This is a genomic window from Psychromicrobium lacuslunae (assembly GCF_000950575.1).
Taxonomy (GTDB): Bacteria; Actinomycetota; Actinomycetes; order Actinomycetales; family Micrococcaceae; genus Renibacterium; species Renibacterium lacuslunae.
The window spans coordinates 1,726,196-1,745,279 of the sequence record NZ_CP011005.1; the positions used below are offsets into that span (position 1 = coordinate 1,726,196).

The following is a 19,084-nucleotide window of genomic DNA, read 5'->3' on the forward strand; positions in this document are numbered from 1 at the left end:
TTGTTCAGCTGACAATTGTTCAGGTGACGGCGTTGCGCAGCTTGAATTCGTCACGGTCCCAAGACCGGGTGTCCAGGATTTCCCGCAGTACCTCTACCGCGTCCCAAACATCGGCATAGCCGAGGTAAAGCGGAGTGATGCCGAAGCGTAGCACCTCGGGCTCCCGGTAATCTCCAATCACTCCGCGCGCGATCAGCGCACTCATCACCGCGTAGCCTTCCGGATGCCGGAAGCTGACGTGGCTGCCGCGCTTTGCGTGCTCGCGAGGAGTAATGAGCTCCAGCGGATGCTCGGCACATCGTTGTTCGACGAGCGCAATGAAAAGATCGGTCAGTTCGAGCGACTTCGCGCGGACCGCAGCAGCGTCGGCGTCGAGCATAATGTCGAGGCCTATTTCGACCATCGCTAGTGCCGAGATGGGTTGAGTGCCGCAGAGAAATCTGCCGATGTTATTGGCGGGGGTGTAACTATCGGCCATCTCAAACGGCTTAGCGTGCGACCACCAGCCGGTCAGTGGCTGCCAGAAACGTCCCTGATGACGGGCGTTGACCCAGATGAAAGCCGGTGAACCCGGTCCGCCGTTCAGGTATTTGTAGGTACAACCCACCGCGTAATCAGCGTCGGCAGCATTGAGATCAACCTCGACGGCGCCCGCGGCGTGCGCGAGGTCCCAAATAACCAAGGCACCATGCCGGTGAGCGGCTGCCGTGACGTCAGCCATCTCCCACATCGCCCCGGTTCGGTAGTTGACATGCGAAAGCGCCAGCACCGCCGTTGAATCATCGAGCGCTTCCGCTAGCGGCAGGTCCTCGTCGATGAGTCGCACCTCGTAGCGGACCCCGGACTCTTCCGCCACCGAATTCAAAAAATCAGTGATTCCCTCGGCGATATAGACGTCTGTGGGGAAGTTGTCCCGCTCGGTGACAATCACCCGTTTCTCCGGGTGATCGACTTGCTGGATCCTGATCGCCGAGGCAAGCGCTTTGAAAAGGTTCAAACTAGTGGTGTCGGTGACAACTGTTTCGCCCTGCCGGCCCCCGACCAGGCGCGAAATCTTATCGCCCAGCTTGCCGGGAAGATCGAACCAACCCGCGGTGTTCCAACTCCGAATCAGCCCCTCTCCCCATTCAGCGCTCACTACTTCTTGAACCCGCTCCAGCGCTCCCGCCGGCCGCGCACCAAGCGAGTTACCATCAAGGTAAATCACACCCTCCGGAAGCAAAAAACGGTTCTTAAAGAGCGCCAATGGATCGCTTCGATCTGCGACCACGCAGGACTCACGACTGAGCGCGCCGGTGATTGGTGACTGGGCCATTTGGGTTCCTCTGCGGCTGAAATCCACTAATAGTACGAGTAGTGCCAGGATAGAATATTCAACAAGAAGAGTCTGCCAGTTTTGAATATTAGCTAAATATTAGGGTGGTTTTTTATGTTGAATTCGGATGCGATTCGTGAACCACATCCTGAATCGAAGCCAATTCGGTTCGACGAAGCGGATCTGGTGATCCTTCGCGAACTATCCCAGGACGCCAGAGTGCCTAACAACATACTCGCCCAACGTGCTGGTCTGGCCCCCTCGACTTGTCTCAACCGGGTTCGGACACTTCGAGAGGCCGGTGTCATCAGGGGCTTCCATGCAGATCTTGATCTTTCTAGCCTGGGCCTCGACGTGGCAGCGATGATTTCAATCCGAGTGCACTCACAAGCCCGCAAGAAGATGCTGGAGCTAGCTAGAACACTGCGCGATCTACCGGAGACGCTCAATGTGTTCGTGCTCGGTGGAGAGTACGACCTGCTGCTACATGTGGTGTGCGGCTCCACTGCTGATTTGCGAAAATTTGTTGAGAAGCAGCTGGGTGGTAACCCAGCCTTTATAAATACCCAAACCACACTGATCTTCGAACATCTACAGCCCGCCGCGAAGAGCCGATCAATTTCTCACTAAGCCGGAGAACCCGGCACAGAATAAGCATTGTGACGGACCCAAACAGAGTATTGGACAGATCTGTCCAATACTTGTAGTCTCGGTTTATGCCTCGCCCCAAGAAGTTCGATGCCGATCTGGTCAGCGACCAAGTACTCGACGAATTCTGGACTAACTCCTTCTCCGGAACCTCCACCGATGACCTCTGCCAGCGCACCGGACTGTCGCGAAGTAGCCTCTATAACGCCTTTAGCAATAAATCGGGTGCCTATCGTCATGCCCTGGACCACTACGGCAAACTCAAGGACGCCCAGCGGTCGCCTTACGCCGAATACGGCTCCACCGGACGCGAGGCTCTCACAGCTTTACTACACGATGTGATCACCGGGCAGCTCGCTGAAGCTGATCGTCGCACCTGCCTGGTACTGCATGCCTGTGTTGAGATCGGCACGAAAGAAGCCGATATCGCCGAGCTGACCAGAGAAAACCTGGCCGTTTTCGAGGATTTGATCTGCAGCATTGTGGAACGCGGCCAAGCCGACGGCTCGCTGCGGAACAGCCAACCTCCCCGCGAACTGGCCCGACTGGTGCATGCAGTGCTCAACGGTCTGCAAGTCCACCAAAGAGTAGCTGAAACGGACGAAAACACTCGCAGCACCATCAACACAGTGATGACTTTGCTCTAGCACAAGGAGTGCCCCACAATGACCACCAGCAGAACAAGACTGCCCTTTGCGGTTTTTCTTATCGGCCTGGGCATCTTCTGCCTCGGCACCTCGGAATTCATGATCGCCGGCTTACTTCCCGATATCACCGCCGACCTCGGTATCGATATCCCGCAGGCGGGCTGGCTTATCACCATCTTCGCAATTGGCATGTTAATCGGCGCACCCGCGATGACCCTGCTTACCCTCAAACTGCCCCGTAAGATCACCCTATTAGCTGCCTGCCTGGTCTTCATCCTGAGCCATTTGATCGGCGCCACCACAACTAACTTCACCCTGCTGCTGATCAGCAGGGGGCTCGCCGCCATCGCCTGCGCAACCTTCTGGTCGGTGGGTTCGGTGGTCGCAGTGACCATTGCTGGCCCGGGAAAAACCGCACAAGCCTTGGCAGTCACTGTCGGTGGGCTCACCGTCTCCAACATTATTGGTGTCCCCGCAGGCACCTGGTTGGGCTCCCACTTCGGTTGGCAATCAGCGTTCTGGGCAGTGGCGGCCCTCACCGCACTGGCCGCAGTGGCCTTACTGGTGTTGATCCCGCGCACCGATAACCAGGCCAAACCAAAGTTATCGGTGATGGTTCGCGCCGAGCTGCAAGCCTTCCGGCAGGGCCGCATCTGGCTTGCCCTGCTGACCACAATGCTCTTTCAGGCCGCGGTATTTGCAACCTTCTCTTACCTGGCCCCGTTAATGATTGAGATCGCCGGCATTCCCGAATCCGCGGTTGCCGGAGTGTTGTTCGTCTTCGGTCTCGGCTCGCTGATCGGGGTCACCCTCGGTGGGCGCTACGCAGACCGAAATCCGCTGTTGAATATTCTGCTCAGTCTCAGCAGTATGACTCTGGCGCTTGCCGCTCTCTTGCTTTTCGCCAACCAACCCTGGGGCCTGGTGATCGCTATCTTCTTCTTCGGGCTGACTGGCTTCTCCATTGCAGCGGCTTTGAACACCAGGGTGTTTGGTTTTGCCGGCGCGGCGCCAACCTTGGCCGCCTCGGTGAGTACCTCGGCTTTTAACATTGGCAATGCACTCGGACCCTGGCTAGGTGGCCTGGTCATCGGCCTGGGGTTAGGCCTGCGGGCCCCGATCTGGATCTCGATTGCCTTAGCCTTACTGGCGATTGGCGTTGCGCTGATTTCGCGCCGCGTTGAAAAGACCCCAGCGCCGGCATCCGCCAGCGCTGCTATCCCCGAACCGGAAAGTATTACATCATGACTCCTCGATTCATTGATCAGCAGGTCTTAGTGGTCGGCGGTGGCTCGGGTTTGGGCCGGGCGGTAGCAATTGCCTTTGCTGCAGAGGGCGCCAAGGTTGGTTTGATTGGACGTACCGAAGAGACCCTGAGGGAGAGCTTGGCGGCACTGGCCGGAGACGGTCATGCGCTGCTGACCGCGGATATCACCAATGCGGCGGAAATTTCTACAGCCGTGGCAGAGCTAAGCGAGACGCTGGGTGGCCTGGACGTCGCGGTCAACACCGCGGGCGCACTTTTACAGCCCGCTCCCTTCGGCGACGTCGCTGCCGAGCAAGCCGCGGCACTGTTCAACACCAACGTTCTGGGCACCTGGAACGCGATGAGCGCAGAGGTTCAGCAGCTGCGCCGCGGTCACGGTGGAGTGATTATTAACTTCTCCTCCACCATCGGGGCGCACCGCACCGTGCCAGGCTTCGCCGCTTACGGTGCCTCCAAGGCAGCGGTCAGCGCCATGAGTCGGGCAGCGGCGCTCGACCATATTCGCGAAGGCATTCGGATTGCGGTGATTAGCCCCGGCGCATCGGACACCGAGATGTCTTTCCGGAGCGGGGAGAGCAGTGATGACCGGGCGGCACGGGTAGCCAAGACGAATCCGCTGGGCCGGATCGGTAGTCTGCAGGAAATCGCAGCTGCAACGCTCTTCCTAGCCTCCGAGGACTCGGCTTTCACGGTCGGCGCCGACTTCGTGCTCGATGGCGGGACCAGCGCCTAGCTACGAGGTTGACCGGCGACCAGCTGGCCGGCTCGCCAAACCGCCCGGGTCAGCGGCATCCCGGGCCGGTACGCCAAATGGGTTGCCGAGGGTGCCTCGAGCAGCTGCAGATCGGCCCGATGACTGACTGCAAGAGAGCCGACCGCTCGAGCGCCATCCCGGTCCTCACCACGGTGCTTGCGCAGAGCGAGCGCACCGCCCCAGGTGGCAGCCCGCACCGCCTCATGCACACTGAGCCCCATTTGCAGCACCGCAGTGGTGACGCAATACGGCATTGAGGTAGTAAAGGAGGTGCCCGGGTTGCAGTTACTTGCCAGCGCGATCTGCACCCCGGCATCCAACAACCGGCGTGCCGGGGCGAGCGGTTGCCGAGTCGATAAATCGCAGGCCGGTAAACAGGTCGCGACGGTTCCTAGGTGATCGGCCCTGACGGAAGAGTCGGGCGACCAGCTCGCCGCTAAGGCGTCAATATCGGAATCATCAAGATAGTTGACATGATCGACGCTGGCGGCGGCGAATTCAACTGCCAGTTTGACCCCAGCTCCGGGCCCAAGCTGGTTGCCATGCACCCGCAAGCCCAGCCCGGCTTGCTGACAGGCCTGAAGCACCTGCCTGGACTGCTCTTCGGTAAAAGCACCGCGTTCACAAAACACGTCGGCCCATTGCACCCAAGGCAAAACTGCCTGCAGCATTGGCCCGCTGACCAGCGCGGTGTAGTCATCAGGATCGATCCCGGCGGGCACCAAATGCGCACCCAGAAAAGTCACCTGATCAGCCACCCGGCTGGCAATCTGGGCGCTACGCACCTCATGAGCCAGGTCGAGACCGTAGCCGGTTTTAGTTTCCAGATAGGTGCTGCCCTGGCTGCGCGCTTCGAGCACCCGGGCGCTGGCCAGTTCTTCTAGCTCTTGATCACTCGCCCCGCGGGTAGCGTCGACGGTGACCGCGATACCGCCAGCCGCGTAACCCTGCCCGGACATTCTGGCTTCGAACTCAGCGGTCCGATCCCCGGCGAAGATCAGGTGATTATGTGAATCAACCCAGCCCGGCAGCACCGCTCGGCCCGCCGCGTCAATCAACTGATCGGCCGCCGGAGCGGCCTTAGCAGAGCCGATCCAAGAAATCCGTTCGCCTTCGAAGAGCACAGCGGCGTCCCGCAGCACACCGGTGTCGGTGTCCTCGCGCTGCAAATCCTGTGTGACCAATTCACCGATATTGGTGATCAGCCAGCTGCCCGCCGACGAGTCGGACTCGGTTGCGGTTTGGGTCGTGACGCTCATCAGTTTCCCTCTCCTTGGTTCATTCTTGGGCCTGGTTCATTCTTGGGCCTGCTCAATCGCTTCCAAGGCTGTCCGTAGCAGCTTCGCCGGATCCCCTAAGCTGGTGTGGCTGCCGTTGCTGGCGATTTCGCTGCCAGCAATTCTGACGCTCAGCACATCCTGCGCGGTAGCGCTCATCGCCAACTGCGCGGAGCGGCTGCCGACGGTCCGCACCGAATCCCCAGAGATCTGTTGAATATCGTTGTCTTCACTCCGCCCGAGCGAACGGAGGCCGCCATGATGGGCTATTTCAAGTAATTGCAAGGAAGTGAACCGGCCGCGCACCCCGCTGCGCAAACGCTCGCCATATTCCAGTGCCCGGATCTCCAACCAGGGGTCAACCACGGCGTGCTGATCACTGCCGATCGCGAGTCGAACCCCCGCCTGCATCAGCTCCAGGGCCGGACCGATCCCATCGGCCAAATCTGCCTCCGTGGTCGGGCACATCACCACGGTGGCTTCGGCCGATCCCAACATCGCAATATCCTGCTCGGTCAAATGAGTGGCATGCACCGCTGAAAGTCGCGGCGACAGCAAATCAGCCTCGGCCAGCAAGGCTGTCGGCGTCAAACCGGTCGCAGCCAGACAATCCGCGTTCTCCTGCGGTTGCTCAGAAAGATGCACGTGCAACGGTAGTTGCCGGTCCAGCTCTGCGCCAATAATACGCAGCTGTTCAGGCGCCACTGCACGCACCGAATGCACGGCCGCGCCAATCTGAACGTATTCCGGGTCGAACTCCTGCGCGACGGCGGCGCGCAGCGAGTCCAGTCGTTTCAGCCAGCTCTTCGCATCTCCATCGCTAAACCGACGCTGCACCGAGTTCGGCGGAATCCGCGCACCAACCGGCGCCGAAGCTGCTGCTGCACCGAGGTCAAAACCGCCGTCCAGATAACAAGTGTCAAGCAGCGTCAGTCGAATTCCGGCGTTCTGGGCCGCCCGGGCGAGGGCGAATTCCATATCGTGGTGAGGATACGGGCTGCCGTCCGGCTGATGATGCAGGTAGTGAAATTCGCCCACCGCGCTATATCCTGCGGTCACCATTTCGGCGTAGACAGCTGTTGCGAGTTGTTCATAAAGCTCCGGGCTGAGTACCTTGGCGGCGGCGTACATCTGCTGTCGCCAGGTCCAAAAATCACCGGTCTTGGCATGGGTTCGGCCTCGCAGCACCCGATGAAAAGCATGCGAATGCGCATTGACAGCCGCTGGAAACCAGTAGCTGAGCGGCTCATTCGGTTGGCTCTGCGATGGCTGCTTAGCTGTTCTAGGACTCATAGCAGGCCTTGCAATACGTCGGCCAGCAGCGCGGCTGCTGAATCTGCGTCACGATCTTCCACTGCTTCCTCCGGCGAGTGTGAAATACCTGTGGGGTTACGAATGAAGAGCATCCCGGCTGGTAAATAGGAGGCCAGGATGCCGGCGTCGTGGCCGGCGCCACTATCAAGCACCGGGGCGGCTGGCAGCAAGCGTTGCAGTTCGGCAGCTAAGCCCTGGTCGAAGCCGGTGGTGGGACTGAGCGATTCCTCGGTCAGCGTCACTGTGCAGCCTTCATTTGCCGCCGCGATCTGCGCCTGTCCATGGATCTTCTGCACCACTGCCGCGGTCACCGCATCGTCCGGGTGCCGCACATCAAGCCAGAGCTCCACTCGGGAGGCAATCACATTAGTGCCCCCGGGAATCGGCTGTAGTCGACCGACCGTGGCACGTGCTTCCGACTGCGCGGCCGCCACTTTCTGGGCCGAAAGAATAATTTGAGCGGCAGCTACCATCGGGTCGGCCCGGTCCGTCATCAATGTGGTGCCCGCATGGTTGCCCTGCCCGGAGATGGTGAATTTCCACCGGCCGTGACCCAGGATCGAACCGGCAACCGCGACGGGGCTGTCTAATTCAATCAGCCCGCGGCCCTGCTCAACATGAAGTTCAATGAATTGGCCAATCCGGGCGAGCCCCTCCGGATCAGCGCCTAAACGCTCAGCTGACAGTCCGTTCCGGGCAGAGAGTTCGGCAAAGCTATTACCCTCGGCATCTTTCAGGTTACGGGCCTTATCCGCGTCAATTGCGCCGGTCAGCAGCCGTGAACCCAGGCAAGCAATGCCGAATCGGGACCCTTCCTCTTCCGGAAAGACAGTCACAGCGAGCGACCGCTTGCCATTTCGGCCAGGCTCGACGCCTCGAGCGCGTAATTCATCGACGGCGGCGAGCGCAGCGGCCACCCCGAGCGGGCCGTCAAAAGCGCCACCACCGGGCACCGAATCCAGGTGGCTGCCGGTGACCAGAGAATCGTCCTGCTCCGGCCCATACCAGGCCCAAATAATGCCGTTCCGATCGGTGTTCACGGCAAGCCCACGGCGCTCCGCTTCCGCAATGAACCAGGAGCGCAGATCCAGCTCTGCGGTCGAATACACCGGTCGGCTGTAGCCACCCCGGCTGGCGTCCCGCCCGACCTCGGAAATCGCTCCGAGCAGTGAGGTTACCTTGCTCATCGACGCGGCTTCAGGGAATAGGTGCTCGATTGCTGGAGCGTGGATTTTCTGTAGGCGAGTTGGATTTTTCGCGCCTCTCGTTCCCCGAGAATCGCAGCACAAGGTGCCGGCGCGGAAAATCTTTGCCGAGCCGGGAAAATCTTCGCGCAAGCAATCGAGCCCCACGAGGCTCCACGTTGTCCCACGGTTACGCTTCCTGCATCGGAATCCGCACGCCGCGTTCGGCGGCGACCTCGCTGGCGCGTTGGTAGCCGGCGTCGACGTGCCGGATCACCCCCATGCCGGGATCGTTGGTGAGCAACCGCTCCAGCTTTTCCGCAGCGAGCGCGGTGCCGTCGGCCACCGAGACCTGACCGGCGTGGATGGAACGACCAATGCCGACGCCACCACCGTGGTGAATGGACACCCAGGTGGCCCCCGAGGAGGTGTTGATCAGGGCGTTCAGCAGCGGCCAGTCGGCAATCGCATCTGAGCCGTCCGCCATTGATTCGGTCTCCCGATAAGGTGAGGCGACCGAACCAGAATCGAGGTGATCACGCCCGATCACGATCGGTGCGGAGACTTTGCCTTCGGCCACCAGTTGGTTAAAGAGCGCTCCGGCTTTCGCCCGGTCTCCGTATCCCAACCAGCAGATCCGCGCCGGAAGTCCCTCAAACTCGACGTGCTCCGCGGCGGCGTCCAGCCAGCGGTGCAGGTGCTCATTCTCCGGGAAGAGTTCCTTGAGAGCAGCGTCAGTGACCGCAATATCTGCCGGGTCACCCGAAAGCGCCACCCAACGGAACGGGCCGAGGCCTTCGCAGAATAGTGGACGAATATAAGCTGGCACGAAGCCTGGGAAAGCAAAAGCCCGTTCGTAGCCGCCCTTGCGGGCTTCGTCACGGATCGAGTTGCCGTAGTCGAACACCTCGGAACCAGCGTCCTGGAAGCCGACCATGGCTTCAACGTGCCGCGCCATCGAAACCTGTGACTTCTTGGTGAAGCCTTCCGGATCGCCCTCCGCTTCGCGCTGCCACTCTTCCAGCGAAACGCCTTCCGGTAAGTAGCTCAGCGGGTCATGAGCGCTGGTTTGGTCGGTCACCACGTCAATATGGAATTCCCCGGCCCGATGCCGCTCTAGCAGCGCGGGGAAAATCTCAGCAGCGTTGCCGACATAGCCCACCGAAAGCGGTCGCTTCTCTGCTTTCGCGGCAAGTACCTTGGCCAGCGCGGCTTCCAAGTCGGTCGCTCCGTACACTTCGTCTAAGTAACGCTTGCCCAGTCTGCGTCGCAACCGCTCCTCACTGACGTCGATGATCAGGCAGGCACCGCCGTTCAGGGTCACGGCTAAGGGCTGCGCGCCACCCATCCCGCCGCAACCGCCGGTCAGCGTCAAGGTTCCAGCCAGTGTGGGAGTCTCGATTCTTCCCTCGCCGAAGAGCTTCGCGGCAACTGCGGCGAAAGTCTCAAAGGTGCCCTGCAAGATGCCCTGAGTACCGATATAGATCCAGGAACCGGCGGTCATCTGGCCGTACATCATCAGACCCTCAGCCTCTAGCTTGCGAAATTCCGGCCAGTTAGCCCAGTCCCCCACTAGATTGGAGTTCGCCAGCAGCACCCGGGGTGCCCACTCATTAGTGCGGAAGATGCCCACCGGCTTGCCGGACTGCACTAGCAGGGTCTCGTCCTTTTCCAACGTTTCTAGGCTACGCACGATCGCGTCGTAGGCTTCCCAGCTGCGAGCCGCTCGGCCGGTGCCGCCGTAGACCACTAAATCCTCGGGGCGTTCGGCCACCTCGGGGTCCAGATTGTTCATCAGCATCCGCAGCGGTGCCTCGGTCTGCCAGGACTTGGCGGTTAGCTCGGTACCGCGGGCCGCACGGATGGTATTCCCATCGCTGTAACGAGACGGATCGTGTTGGGTGAAACCGGGGATAGCCGCGTTGCTCATGGATTCAATCTTTCTGTTCAGTCTTGTCTCAGTCTTGTTTGAGTCTTACTTCAGACTCGTTCGGGGATGTGCAAAATGGAGGTTGCCTCAGCGGCGACTAAGGCGCCGATGCGGTTGGCTTCTGCTGAGGTGATTCGGTAACTGGGTGCGACCACGCTGAGCGCTGCCACAATACGACCACCGACGACGACTGGCGCCGCAATAGCCGTCACATCGGCCTCGACCCCATCGGTCACCACAATGTAGTCACTGGGGCTGATTCCCTTCAGAGCCGCACCGGCTGCGGTTCCCTCCAAGGGAATGCTGCGCCCCACCCAGCTGGAATGACGTACCGAGTGAGTACCCTCCTGAACGGCTATATAGATGCCATTGCCGCCGCGGGAGGGCACGTTCAAGTAGGTCGATTCGCCGGTGGCTGCGACCAAGCGCTTCATTGGCTCCTCAGCCATCGAGACCAAGGATTCATGCGCTAAGGCTTGGGCACCGAGCTGGACGATCCGCATTCCGGGCCGGTAGCCGTCGTCGTCCTTGCGGACAAAACCGGCACCCTCGAGAGTGCGCAGTAGCCGCAGCGCGGTGGAGGCGGAAAGCTCGACTTCACGAGAGGCCTCGGCGAGCGAAATACTGCCTCGGTCACAGACGACGCCGAGCAATGCGAGGGCGCGTTCAACGGTCTTGGTCGAGGGGGCCGCCAAAGTTTCGGTCATAATTCCGCTCCTTCCCGCTTCTGCTCTTGCTTTCCCAGTGGTTATGTATTTCACTTATTGAAACGTGTATTTCACCAATTGGCAAGAGGGTGAATTGTTCTTCTCCACCGAGACACCGGTTTCGATGGGCCAGAAGGGCTAGCCCCAACGAAACCCTGGATTGTGCGGGGCGGAAGGATCATCATGCAAACGGTCGTGGAAATTGGCGTCGGAGCTCTTCTCCCAGAGCAAGTTGTCGCCGTTGCCCGGCACAACGCAAAGGTGTCATTGAGCGATGAGTCGCTGGCCGCAATGACCGCCTCCCGGGCGGTCATTGACGATCTGGTCAGCGACAGCAAGCCTCATTACGGCGTCTCTACTGGTTTCGGCGCGCTGGCGACCAAGCACATTCCGGTTGAGCTGCGCAGCCAATTGCAACGTTCGCTGATTCGTTCGCACGCCGCTTCCTCGGGTGCTGAGGTCGATCGCGAAGTGGTCCGTGGCCTGATGCTAAACCGGCTCTCCACCCTGGCCACCGGCCGCACCGGTGTCCGTCCGAGTACTGCGGCTGCTTATGTAGATCTACTGAACGCCGGCATCACTCCGGTGATTGGCGAATACGGTTCGCTGGGCTGTTCCGGTGACCTCGCTCCGCTTTCGCACTGCGCCTTGGCACTGATGGGTGAAGGCGAGGTACGCGATGCCGACGGCGTGAAGCTACCCGCTGCAGAGGCGCTTAAAGCCGCCGGTCTGGAACCAATTGAACTCCGTGAAAAGGAGGGTTTGGCGCTGATCAATGGCACTGACGGCATGCTCGGTATGCTGATTCTTGCCTCCCATGATCTGCACCGACTCTTCGCGCTGGCTGATATTTCTGCCGCAATGAGCGTCGAGGGACTGCTCGGCACCGATTCGGTCTTCGCCGAAGATTTGCATGCGCTCCGTCCGCATCCGGGCCAGCAGGCAGCCGCCGCTAACATTCGACGGGTGCTGGCCGGTTCAGCGCTGATTGCCGAGAACCGGGCTGAGGGTTCCTTCACCCGAGTGCAGGATGCTTACTCCTTGCGTTGCGCCCCGCAGGTGCATGGCGCCGCCCGGGCCACCTTGGCGCATGTCGAATCGGTGGCTGGTTATGAATTAGCTTCCGCCGTGGACAATCCGGTGGTCACCATCGACGGTCGAGTGGAATCTAACGGTAACTTCCATGGCGCCCCGGTGGGGTACGCACTGGATTTCTTGGCCATCGCGGTAGCCGATGTGGCGTCGATGAGCGAACGCCGCACCGACCGGTTCTTGGACAAGTCTCGTAGCCACGGTCTCAACGCCTTTTTGGCTGACGATCCGGGCGTTGATTCGGGCCATATGATCGCCCAATACACCCAAGCAGGGATCGTTTCTGAGTTAAAACGACTGGCCGCTCCTGCTTCGGTAGATTCGATTCCTTCTTCCGCTATGCAGGAGGATCACGTCTCGATGGGGTGGGCAGCCGGCTTGAAGCTGCGCAAGGCCTTGGACGGCCTGACTCGGGTGCTGGCCATTGAAATTCTCACCTCGGCACGGGCCATGGACTTCCGCGACGGCGGAGTATCCACCTCGAAGGGTTCGGCAGCAACCACGGCGGCTCGGGCCTTGGTCCGGCAACACGTCGAAGGTCCGGGCACCGATCGTTACCTCGCTCCAGAGATCGAAGCGGTACGGAAACTCGTCGACGACGGCTCTTTGTTGGCCGCTGTCGAAGAAGCGCTTGGCGGCCCGCTCAACTAGGGCAAATACTTGCTCCAGAAATGTGCTGAAATCCGGTGCGGAATGTGCTGATTCCGGTGTTACTCTGAACCGTGACTCTCCCCTCGGTTTTCGCCTTCCTCGGCCTCTGCGCCTTGCTGGTCATCACCCCCGGCCCTGATTCCTTCCTAGTGCTCCGCTATTCGATGTCCAGGGTCGGCGCGGGCCTAGCCGTTGCAGTGGGCTGCAGCATTTCGGTCATTATTTGGTCGCTGTTAGCTGGCTTGGGTATCGCGGCGGTGCTAGAACAATCTGCGGAGTTGTATCGCGGAATCAAACTTCTCGGTGCCGCCTATCTGATCTACCTAGGAGTTTCCTCGTTCATTAAGGCTCGCAAAGCAGCAAAGGCCCCTGAGCTAGCTTCCACCGGTAACGGCAGCCTCAGCCTTCGCTCCGGTTTCGCTGCTGGCCTGCTCTCCACCATCCTTAATCCCAAAGTCGGGCTGTTCTACCTGGCCGTGGTGCCGCAGTTCCTCCCTCACGATGGTGCCGTAGTGCCGACCGCACTATTGCTTGGCTTCATTAACGCCGTCGTCGGCATAGCGTATCTGTGGGTACTGGCCTTTGCTGCGGCGAAAATGGTCTCCTGGTTCAAGAAGCCCAAAGTCACCAAAGTGCTGGAGCGCAGCACAAGCGGCATTCTGGCTGGGCTGGGCCTCGGGGTTGGCGTTTCCGCCATACTGGATTCTTAGTATCGCGCGATCAAAATAAGGGCCTCAGTTCCTGATAAGCCCACGCCGCCAGGGTGGTGTAGGTGGTGCTCAGCAAATTGCGCGGAAGCTCAGGTTCAAAGCCTGTCAAGAACCCCCTCGACATTCCAACCGTAGCTTCGATTTGTCGGTCGCTACGCCCGATCGCCCGGAGGGTATCGGCCAAGGCGGCTTCGGATATTCGCTCGGCGTGGATGGGCCTCCCCAGCACCTCGCTCAACAAGGCAGCTACCTCGGTGAAACTCAAATCTTCCGGACCGTGTACCGCTTGAACCACTCTGCCCTGCCAATAAGGTGAGAGCAGACGACCCACCGCTACCCCAGCAATATCTCGGGGGGCCACCCAGGCCATCGAATAGTCCAGCGGCCACGGCGTGATCAGTTTCCCCTGCCGAAGACTCTCCAGATCAAATAAGAGGTTACTGAAAAAATACCCGCAGCGCAGATGAGCAACCGAGGCTCCGGTTTGATCAAGTAACACCTCGGTGTGAGCTAGTCCATCGATCTCGCCGAAACCGTGCCGAGCTTCCGCTCCAACGCTGCTCTGAAAAACTACTCGCGGAATTCGATGTGTGGTGACCGCTGCGGCGGCATTATTAGCCATCCGAGCGTAGCCCTGCAAGGGGTCATCGTCATCGGTCGGCGGGCTAACCCAAAAAAGCGCATCTGCTTTCTCTGTCGCAGCAAGAACCGCTTCACGATTCGCTAGATCAACCTCAAAGACCCTACTCCGCTCCAGCAACTCAGGGTCCAGCACTGTTGGTTTCCGGGCTAGTAATGTGGGCTTGACCCCGGCCTGAATCAACGACCGCGCAACGTGCGAACCAACGTGGCCGGTCGGAGTGGCAACAACGATGTTCATCGCGTTTCCTTTCTCTCAGAGACGTCAACTACTGACGGTCTCCACCGTAGCCGTCCGCACTGACGGCTACGGCGAAGCCCAACAATTTCCGAGAGTGAGGACTAGCGGTGTGCGTATCGGCTAATCGGAGCGTCGATAGTCACTCGGCTTAAGGCCGAGGATGCTCTGGAACTCTTTAGTCAGATGCGCATGGTCGGCATAGCCATAGTCCACCGCGATGTCGGCAAGACTGAGTTCTGGCTCGGTGCGAACCCGGTACGCAGCCTCCTGGATTCTGCGTCGGCGGATCATCGCCGTTGGTGAGAGCCCGATGTACTTTTCGGCGAGACGCTGCACACCGCGTTTTGAGATCTCCAGCCTTAAAGCAACATCGTCGAGTCTCACGATCTCCTGATCGCTCTCAATCAACTCGGCCATCGCATTGGCCAGCTTGGCTTCCTCAGAAAGCTCGGTCGCTCTGCTGATGAACCAGTCGGTCAGTACACCTGCTGCCCGACTACGGCGCCCTTCTGGGCTGTCGCTGTCCGAGGCTCGCATGATTGCCGCCACCCTTGACTGAACATCCGGCAATGACAGAGCAAGCTGGCTGTTCTTCAAGGCCCCGGGTTCGTCGGTAAAGAAAGGCACCGCAGCCGGACGAAGTAAGGCCCCCACGGCCCACCCCCGGCCGCTCAACTCCCGCTCCGAACAACGTGTTGTCGGGCCGATCAGGGTCACCGAATCCGCTTCAACCACCACGTTCAGCGCCGGAAAGGCAATCATCATCTGGCGGGAACTGACGCCGGGTTCGAGGTTCCACTCCGGAATCCACAACCAGCGCACCAGATCCGCGAGCTCCTCGGAAACCGCGATCCGGTGGAATTCCGGCAGCCTCGCAGGGTAAAGAACTCCTTTATTCGAAACGCTCACAGCACCAGTGTAGAAACCCGGGCCGGAAAGCTGTAGCCGATGCTGTCGCCTTTCTACAAGCCCGGCTCACCCCGGGGCGCCTACACTCGGTGCTATGACGACTGATCCAGATCCTCAAGCAACCACAGCAGCCGACGGCGAACACACTCGCCATGGCGTCCCCAACGGCCTGAGCAGCCTGACTCCGTTCTTGGCCATCCCCAATGCCAAGGCAGCACTGGAGTTTTATCAGCAGGTGTTCGGCGCACGTTTAGTGGGCGCCACAGAAATGGGCGGGGTCTTGGCACACGCCGAATTAGATTTCGGCCAAGGTCACCTGCAGCTCGGCGAGCCAAGTCCCGACTATCATCTGGTGCCCTCACCCGAGGGCGAAGACGACTGTTACTCGATGGGCTTGTACTGCTCTGATACCGATCAGCTGGTGGAGCGCGCAGAGCAGGCCGGAGCGACCATCCGCGAAGCGCCGAGCAATTTCGTCTCGGGCGACCGCTTCGCCAGCATCCGGGACCCCTTCGGCGTCCGATGGTCGATCATGACCCGGGTCGAGGATCTTTCCGAGGCAGAGAGCAATCGACGCGTCGAGGAGTGGGCCGCCAGCTTCCAGCAGTAATAAGTTTGCGCGGCGGTTCAGCCGAGCAAACCGCTATGTTCTCACTGGCCGCTGCGGTCATCAGACTGCCCTGAGCAGGAAAGTGAAGTCAGTTGCCTCAACGGCTGCGGACATTCCATCCTCACTAAGAACGGCCTGGACCTTAAATCCGGTCTGAACGGCCAACTCTCGAAATCCTTCCTGGGTATACCAATGAAGTCGCCAAGAACGTTCCACTGTGGTGTCTTGATCGGCGGATATTTTTTGGTATCGCAGCAGCGCAGTCTGGTTGCGGAGCTCTTCATCTCGTTCCTCTGCAACCCAGGAAACTCGCAGCACTGCGCCGTCTGCCGACACTACTTCTTTGACCTCACCCAGCTGGTGCAGCGGCGTTGGAACGGGAATTGAAAGTGGAATGAGCACAGCCCCGTCCTGGGCTAGATGCCGACGAATGGCAAGCAGCGTGCGCTGCGCCGCTGAGTCATCGGGTAGCAAGGTGAAGGTTGGCCCAGCCAAATACACCGAACGATAAAGCTTTGGTAATTCCAGGGCCTCCATCGACTGCTCATAGAGCGTGACTCTGACTCCCTCGCCACTGGCTTTACCCCGAAACCGGTCCAGCATATCCGGCGAGGAATCTACGCCTTCCACATCGATCCCCCGTCGGAGCAGATCCAACATCGGCTCGCCGTCACCACAGCCCAGTTCCAGCGCAGGTTCACCATATCTCCGGATGAATTCCAGATATGGCCGCCAATCCTGAACCGTTGACTTGAGCGGTTGATAGATCTCAGCAACGATGCCGGTGTAAAACGCCGATGGCTCCATCAGGCTAGTTTGCCACCGCCGCCCGGCTGGCCACAAAGGCCTGCACGCAGGCTTCGACGTCGTCCGCCGAGTGCGAGGCAGAAAGCTGCACCCGAATCCGAGCCGCGCCGCGGGGCACCACCGGGAAGCTAAAGGCGGTGACATATACGCCGTTTTGCAACATCTGGTCGGCGACTTTCGCGGCCAGCGCGGCGTCACCGAACATCACCGGCACAATGGCATGCTCGCCCTCGAGCAGCTCGAAACCTTCTTCGGACATCCTTCGACGGAACAACTCGGCGTTCGCAAAAAGCTTCTCACGCAGCTCGCCGCTTTCACGTACTAAGTCCAGGGCGGTCAGCGTGGCCGCAACAATGGCGGGGGCGAGCGAGTTTGAGAACAAGTAAGGGCGCGCCTTTTGCCGCAGCATCGCAACGATCTCGCCGCGACCTGAGACATAACCACCTGAGGCGCCGCCCAGGGCTTTACCAAAAGTACCGGTGTAGATGTCTACCCGCTCGCTCACGCCGGCATGTTCCGGGGTACCGGCACCGGTCGCCCCCATGAAGCCGACGGCGTGCGAGTCATCAACCATCACCAGCGCATCATACTGATCCGCCAGATCGCAGATCGCTTCCAGGGGTGCAAGGTAGCCGTCCATCGAAAACACCCCGTCGGTGACGATGATCTTGCGGCGAGCACCGGAGGCTTCTTGCAGCTTGGCTTCCAAATCGGCCATGTCCTGGTTGGCATAGCGGTAACGGGCCGCCTTGGAGAGCCGGATGCCGTCAATGATCGAGGCGTGGTTCAGCGCGTCAGAGATAATCGCGTCTTCGGCGCCGAAGAGCGATTCGAACACCCCGCCGTTGGCATCGAAGCAGGAGGAGAACAAAATGGTGTCCTCGGTGCCGAGGAAGGCTGAAACTCGCTGCTCCAACTCAAGGTGCAGATCTTGGGTGCCGCAGATAAATCGCACACTGGCCATGCCGAAACCACGCTCGTCCAAAGCACCCTTGGCGGCTTCAATCAACGCCGGATTATCGGCTAAGCCGAGATAATTATTGGCACAAAAGTTCAGCACCTCTTTGGCCTCACCGTCGAGCGGACCCGCTGAAATGTGGGCGCTTTGCGCTGAGCCGATTTTACGCTCGGTCTTGAACAGGCCGGCTTGCCGAATGTCGTTTAGCTCCGCGCTGAGCTGGTCCTTCATGGTCGAGTACATTAGCGGTCCTTCGTTCGGGTTCAGGTTAGGTATGAGATTTACTGTCAGCCTAGACGGCGAGGGTGGCTTAGAAAACTGTCCAGTCTAGGACCACTTTGCCGCCCACTCCGGACTTCGCTTCGGCAAAGCCCGCTGCCCACTCCGTGGCTGGCAGCACATCGGTGACAATTGAGGAGATTCCGGCGTGAAGCGCCGGGTTGGAGGTCAACATGGCACTCATGGCGTACCAGGTCTCGTACATCTCCCGACCGTAGATACCTTTGAGCGTCAGCATATGGGTGACCACCTTGGCCCAATCAATGTCAATTTTCGCCGCGGGTAGGCCCAGCATGGCGATCCGACCGCCGTGGTTCATGTTTTCAATCATCTCCGGCAAGGCGGTGGGATGGCCGGACATTTCCAGGCCGATATCGAATCCCTCGCGCATGCCAAGTTCCTTCTGGGCGTCTTTGATCCGCATTGCAGAAACGTCAATGGCGTAGTCAACTCCCATTTGTCGGGCCAGTTCCAGCCGCGGTGCGGAGACGTCGGTGATCGCGATTTTGCGCGCCCCGGCATGGCGGGCGACGGCAATCGCCATCAGACCAATCGGCCCGGCACCGGTGATCAAAACATCTTCACCGAGCACGGGGAAGGCCAGCGCGGTGTGCGTGGCGTTACCCAGTGGGTCGAAAACCGCGCCCAGCTCGGGAGTGATCGAGGGATCCTGGTGCACCCAAACATTAGTCTCTGGGATCACCACATACTCGGCAAAGGCGCCGTCGCGCTGGACGCCGACACTCTGGGTACGAATACACATCTGACGTCGACCGGCTCGACAATTGCGGCAGGTGCCACAGACAATGTGCCCCTCACCGGAAACCCGGTCGCCCACCTTGACGTCGCGCACCTCAGCACCGATCTCCACTACTTCGCCGTAGAACTCGTGGCCGGGGATCAAGGGCGCCTCGATGGTGGACTGAGCCCAAGCGTCCCAGTTCAAAATATGCAGATCGGTGCCGCAGATCCCGGTGGTCATCACCCGGATCTTAACGTCGAATTCACCGGTTTTCGGTTCTGGACGATCGACGAGTTCGAAACCCGGTTGCGCACCGGCTTTGTATAAGGCTTTCACGCGGGCTATGCCTTTGCTGGAGAAATGAACGGTTGCTTTCTCCATTAGATGCCCGATTTTGCATTAG

18 protein-coding genes are annotated in these 19,084 nt (G+C 59.9%); 7 read left to right on the forward strand and 11 right to left on the reverse strand.

Features of this window, described 5'->3' with window-relative positions; genetic code table 11:
• Nucleotides 1–19 precede the first annotated feature (19 nt).
• Complete coding sequence (gene kynU / locus UM93_RS08020) at nucleotides 20–1,315, reverse strand: kynureninase (RefSeq protein ID WP_045074877.1); 1,296 nt, start codon at nucleotides 1,313–1,315, stop codon at nucleotides 20–22.
• 114 nt (nucleotides 1,316–1,429) lie between these two features.
• Here kynU and UM93_RS08025 point away from each other — a divergent pair, with 114 nt between their 5' ends.
• The 4 genes from UM93_RS08025 to UM93_RS08040 all read left to right on the forward strand — a co-directional run bounded on the left by UM93_RS08025 (nucleotide 1,430) and on the right by UM93_RS08040 (nucleotide 4,610).
• Nucleotides 1,430–1,945: an Lrp/AsnC family transcriptional regulator gene (locus UM93_RS08025; protein ID WP_045074878.1), complete on the forward strand. Its 516-nt coding sequence runs from the start codon at nucleotides 1,430–1,432 to the stop codon at nucleotides 1,943–1,945.
• Nucleotides 1,946–2,031: 86 nt separating this feature from the next.
• Entirely contained in the window at nucleotides 2,032–2,610 is a 579-nt protein-coding gene (locus UM93_RS08030; RefSeq protein WP_045074879.1) for a TetR/AcrR family transcriptional regulator, read from the forward strand.
• 18 nt (nucleotides 2,611–2,628) lie between these two features.
• On the forward strand, nucleotides 2,629–3,858 hold the full coding sequence (locus UM93_RS08035) for a Cmx/CmrA family chloramphenicol efflux MFS transporter (RefSeq protein WP_199921820.1): 1,230 nt from the start codon (nucleotides 2,629–2,631) through the stop codon (nucleotides 3,856–3,858).
• Complete coding sequence (locus UM93_RS08040; protein ID WP_045074881.1) at nucleotides 3,855–4,610, forward strand: SDR family NAD(P)-dependent oxidoreductase; 756 nt, start codon at nucleotides 3,855–3,857, stop codon at nucleotides 4,608–4,610. Before UM93_RS08035 ends, UM93_RS08040 begins: the two co-directional genes overlap by 4 nt.
• On the opposite strand, the gene UM93_RS08045 is transcribed toward UM93_RS08040, so the two are convergent.
• The 5 genes from UM93_RS08045 to UM93_RS08065 all read right to left on the reverse strand — a co-directional run bounded on the left by UM93_RS08045 (nucleotide 4,607) and on the right by UM93_RS08065 (nucleotide 11,043).
• Nucleotides 4,607–5,890: an amidohydrolase family protein gene (locus tag UM93_RS08045; protein ID WP_045074883.1), complete on the reverse strand. Its 1,284-nt coding sequence runs from the start codon at nucleotides 5,888–5,890 to the stop codon at nucleotides 4,607–4,609. The two genes, UM93_RS08040 and UM93_RS08045, sit on opposite strands and share 4 nt — an antisense overlap.
• 36 nt (nucleotides 5,891–5,926) lie before the next feature.
• Entirely contained in the window at nucleotides 5,927–7,201 is a 1,275-nt protein-coding gene (locus UM93_RS08050) for a formimidoylglutamate deiminase (protein WP_045074884.1), read from the reverse strand.
• Complete coding sequence (locus UM93_RS08055) at nucleotides 7,198–8,409, reverse strand: allantoate amidohydrolase (protein WP_045074885.1); 1,212 nt, start codon at nucleotides 8,407–8,409, stop codon at nucleotides 7,198–7,200. Before UM93_RS08055 ends, UM93_RS08050 begins: the two co-directional genes overlap by 4 nt.
• A gap of 187 nt (nucleotides 8,410–8,596) precedes the next feature.
• Nucleotides 8,597–10,336 carry a urocanate hydratase gene (gene hutU, locus UM93_RS08060; RefSeq protein WP_045074886.1) on the reverse strand — a complete coding sequence of 580 codons (1,740 nt, stop codon included), beginning with the start codon at nucleotides 10,334–10,336 and terminating at the stop codon, nucleotides 8,597–8,599.
• A gap of 50 nt (nucleotides 10,337–10,386) precedes the next feature.
• A complete protein-coding gene (locus UM93_RS08065) occupies nucleotides 10,387–11,043 on the reverse strand; it encodes an IclR family transcriptional regulator (protein WP_045074887.1) in 657 nt (218 codons plus the stop codon).
• Nucleotides 11,044–11,226: 183 nt separating this feature from the next.
• On the opposite strand from UM93_RS08065, the gene hutH reads away from it, so the two are divergent.
• Nucleotides 11,227–12,786, forward strand: coding sequence for a histidine ammonia-lyase (hutH, locus tag UM93_RS08070; protein WP_045074888.1), 1,560 nt, complete (start codon nucleotides 11,227–11,229; stop codon nucleotides 12,784–12,786).
• A gap of 71 nt (nucleotides 12,787–12,857) precedes the next feature.
• A complete protein-coding gene (locus UM93_RS08075) occupies nucleotides 12,858–13,496 on the forward strand; it encodes a LysE family translocator (protein WP_045074890.1) in 639 nt (212 codons plus the stop codon).
• A 10-nt stretch (nucleotides 13,497–13,506) separates the two neighbouring features.
• Here the strand turns inward: UM93_RS08075 and UM93_RS08080 are convergent, their stop codons facing one another.
• On the reverse strand, nucleotides 13,507–14,376 hold the full coding sequence (locus tag UM93_RS08080) for an NAD(P)H-binding protein (protein ID WP_045074892.1): 870 nt from the start codon (nucleotides 14,374–14,376) through the stop codon (nucleotides 13,507–13,509).
• A gap of 120 nt (nucleotides 14,377–14,496) precedes the next feature.
• On the reverse strand, nucleotides 14,497–15,285 hold the full coding sequence (locus UM93_RS08085) for a helix-turn-helix transcriptional regulator (protein WP_045074893.1): 789 nt from the start codon (nucleotides 15,283–15,285) through the stop codon (nucleotides 14,497–14,499).
• A 94-nt stretch (nucleotides 15,286–15,379) separates the two neighbouring features.
• Between UM93_RS08085 and UM93_RS08090 the strand changes: the two genes are divergently transcribed.
• On the forward strand, nucleotides 15,380–15,895 hold the full coding sequence (locus UM93_RS08090) for a VOC family protein (RefSeq protein WP_045074894.1): 516 nt from the start codon (nucleotides 15,380–15,382) through the stop codon (nucleotides 15,893–15,895).
• A 60-nt stretch (nucleotides 15,896–15,955) separates the two neighbouring features.
• On the opposite strand, the gene UM93_RS08095 is transcribed toward UM93_RS08090, so the two are convergent.
• The 3 genes from UM93_RS08095 to tdh all read right to left on the reverse strand — a co-directional run bounded on the left by UM93_RS08095 (nucleotide 15,956) and on the right by tdh (nucleotide 19,017).
• On the reverse strand, nucleotides 15,956–16,702 hold the full coding sequence (locus UM93_RS08095) for a class I SAM-dependent methyltransferase (RefSeq protein WP_045074895.1): 747 nt from the start codon (nucleotides 16,700–16,702) through the stop codon (nucleotides 15,956–15,958).
• 4 nt (nucleotides 16,703–16,706) lie between these two features.
• The gene (locus UM93_RS08100; RefSeq protein WP_045074897.1) at nucleotides 16,707–17,903 is read right to left on the reverse strand and encodes a glycine C-acetyltransferase; all 1,197 of its coding nucleotides are present in this window, start codon (nucleotides 17,901–17,903) and stop codon (nucleotides 16,707–16,709) included.
• A 67-nt stretch (nucleotides 17,904–17,970) separates the two neighbouring features.
• Nucleotides 17,971–19,017, reverse strand: a complete 1,047-nt coding sequence (tdh, locus tag UM93_RS08105; RefSeq protein WP_045077092.1) for an L-threonine 3-dehydrogenase — start codon at nucleotides 19,015–19,017, stop codon at nucleotides 17,971–17,973.
• Nucleotides 19,018–19,084: the final 67 nt, after the last annotated feature.

What these genes read in the sequence shown, in the direction of transcription:
- UM93_RS08050 (WP_045074884.1), bottom strand. Translation starts at nt 7,201, where the DNA reads ATGAGTCCTAGAACAGCTAAGCAGCCATCGCAGAGCCAACCGAATGAG.
- hutU (WP_045074886.1), bottom strand. Translation starts at nt 10,336, where the DNA reads ATGAGCAACGCGGCTATCCCCGGTTTCACCCAACACGATCCGTCTCGT.
- hutH (WP_045074888.1), top strand. Translation starts at nt 11,227, where the DNA reads ATGCAAACGGTCGTGGAAATTGGCGTCGGAGCTCTTCTCCCAGAGCAA.
- UM93_RS08045 (WP_045074883.1), bottom strand. Translation starts at nt 5,890, where the DNA reads ATGAGCGTCACGACCCAAACCGCAACCGAGTCCGACTCGTCGGCGGGC.
- kynU (WP_045074877.1), bottom strand. Translation starts at nt 1,315, where the DNA reads ATGGCCCAGTCACCAATCACCGGCGCGCTCAGTCGTGAGTCCTGCGTG.
- UM93_RS08030 (WP_045074879.1), top strand. Translation starts at nt 2,032, where the DNA reads ATGCCTCGCCCCAAGAAGTTCGATGCCGATCTGGTCAGCGACCAAGTA.
- UM93_RS08095 (WP_045074895.1), bottom strand. Translation starts at nt 16,702, where the DNA reads ATGGAGCCATCGGCGTTTTACACCGGCATCGTTGCTGAGATCTATCAA.
- UM93_RS08090 (WP_045074894.1), top strand. Translation starts at nt 15,380, where the DNA reads ATGACGACTGATCCAGATCCTCAAGCAACCACAGCAGCCGACGGCGAA.
- UM93_RS08055 (WP_045074885.1), bottom strand. Translation starts at nt 8,409, where the DNA reads ATGAGCAAGGTAACCTCACTGCTCGGAGCGATTTCCGAGGTCGGGCGG.
- UM93_RS08065 (WP_045074887.1), bottom strand. Translation starts at nt 11,043, where the DNA reads ATGACCGAAACTTTGGCGGCCCCCTCGACCAAGACCGTTGAACGCGCC.
- UM93_RS08025 (WP_045074878.1), top strand. Translation starts at nt 1,430, where the DNA reads ATGTTGAATTCGGATGCGATTCGTGAACCACATCCTGAATCGAAGCCA.
- UM93_RS08100 (WP_045074897.1), bottom strand. Translation starts at nt 17,903, where the DNA reads ATGTACTCGACCATGAAGGACCAGCTCAGCGCGGAGCTAAACGACATT.
- UM93_RS08035 (WP_199921820.1), top strand. Translation starts at nt 2,629, where the DNA reads ATGACCACCAGCAGAACAAGACTGCCCTTTGCGGTTTTTCTTATCGGC.
- UM93_RS08040 (WP_045074881.1), top strand. Translation starts at nt 3,855, where the DNA reads ATGACTCCTCGATTCATTGATCAGCAGGTCTTAGTGGTCGGCGGTGGC.
- UM93_RS08080 (WP_045074892.1), bottom strand. Translation starts at nt 14,376, where the DNA reads ATGAACATCGTTGTTGCCACTCCGACCGGCCACGTTGGTTCGCACGTT.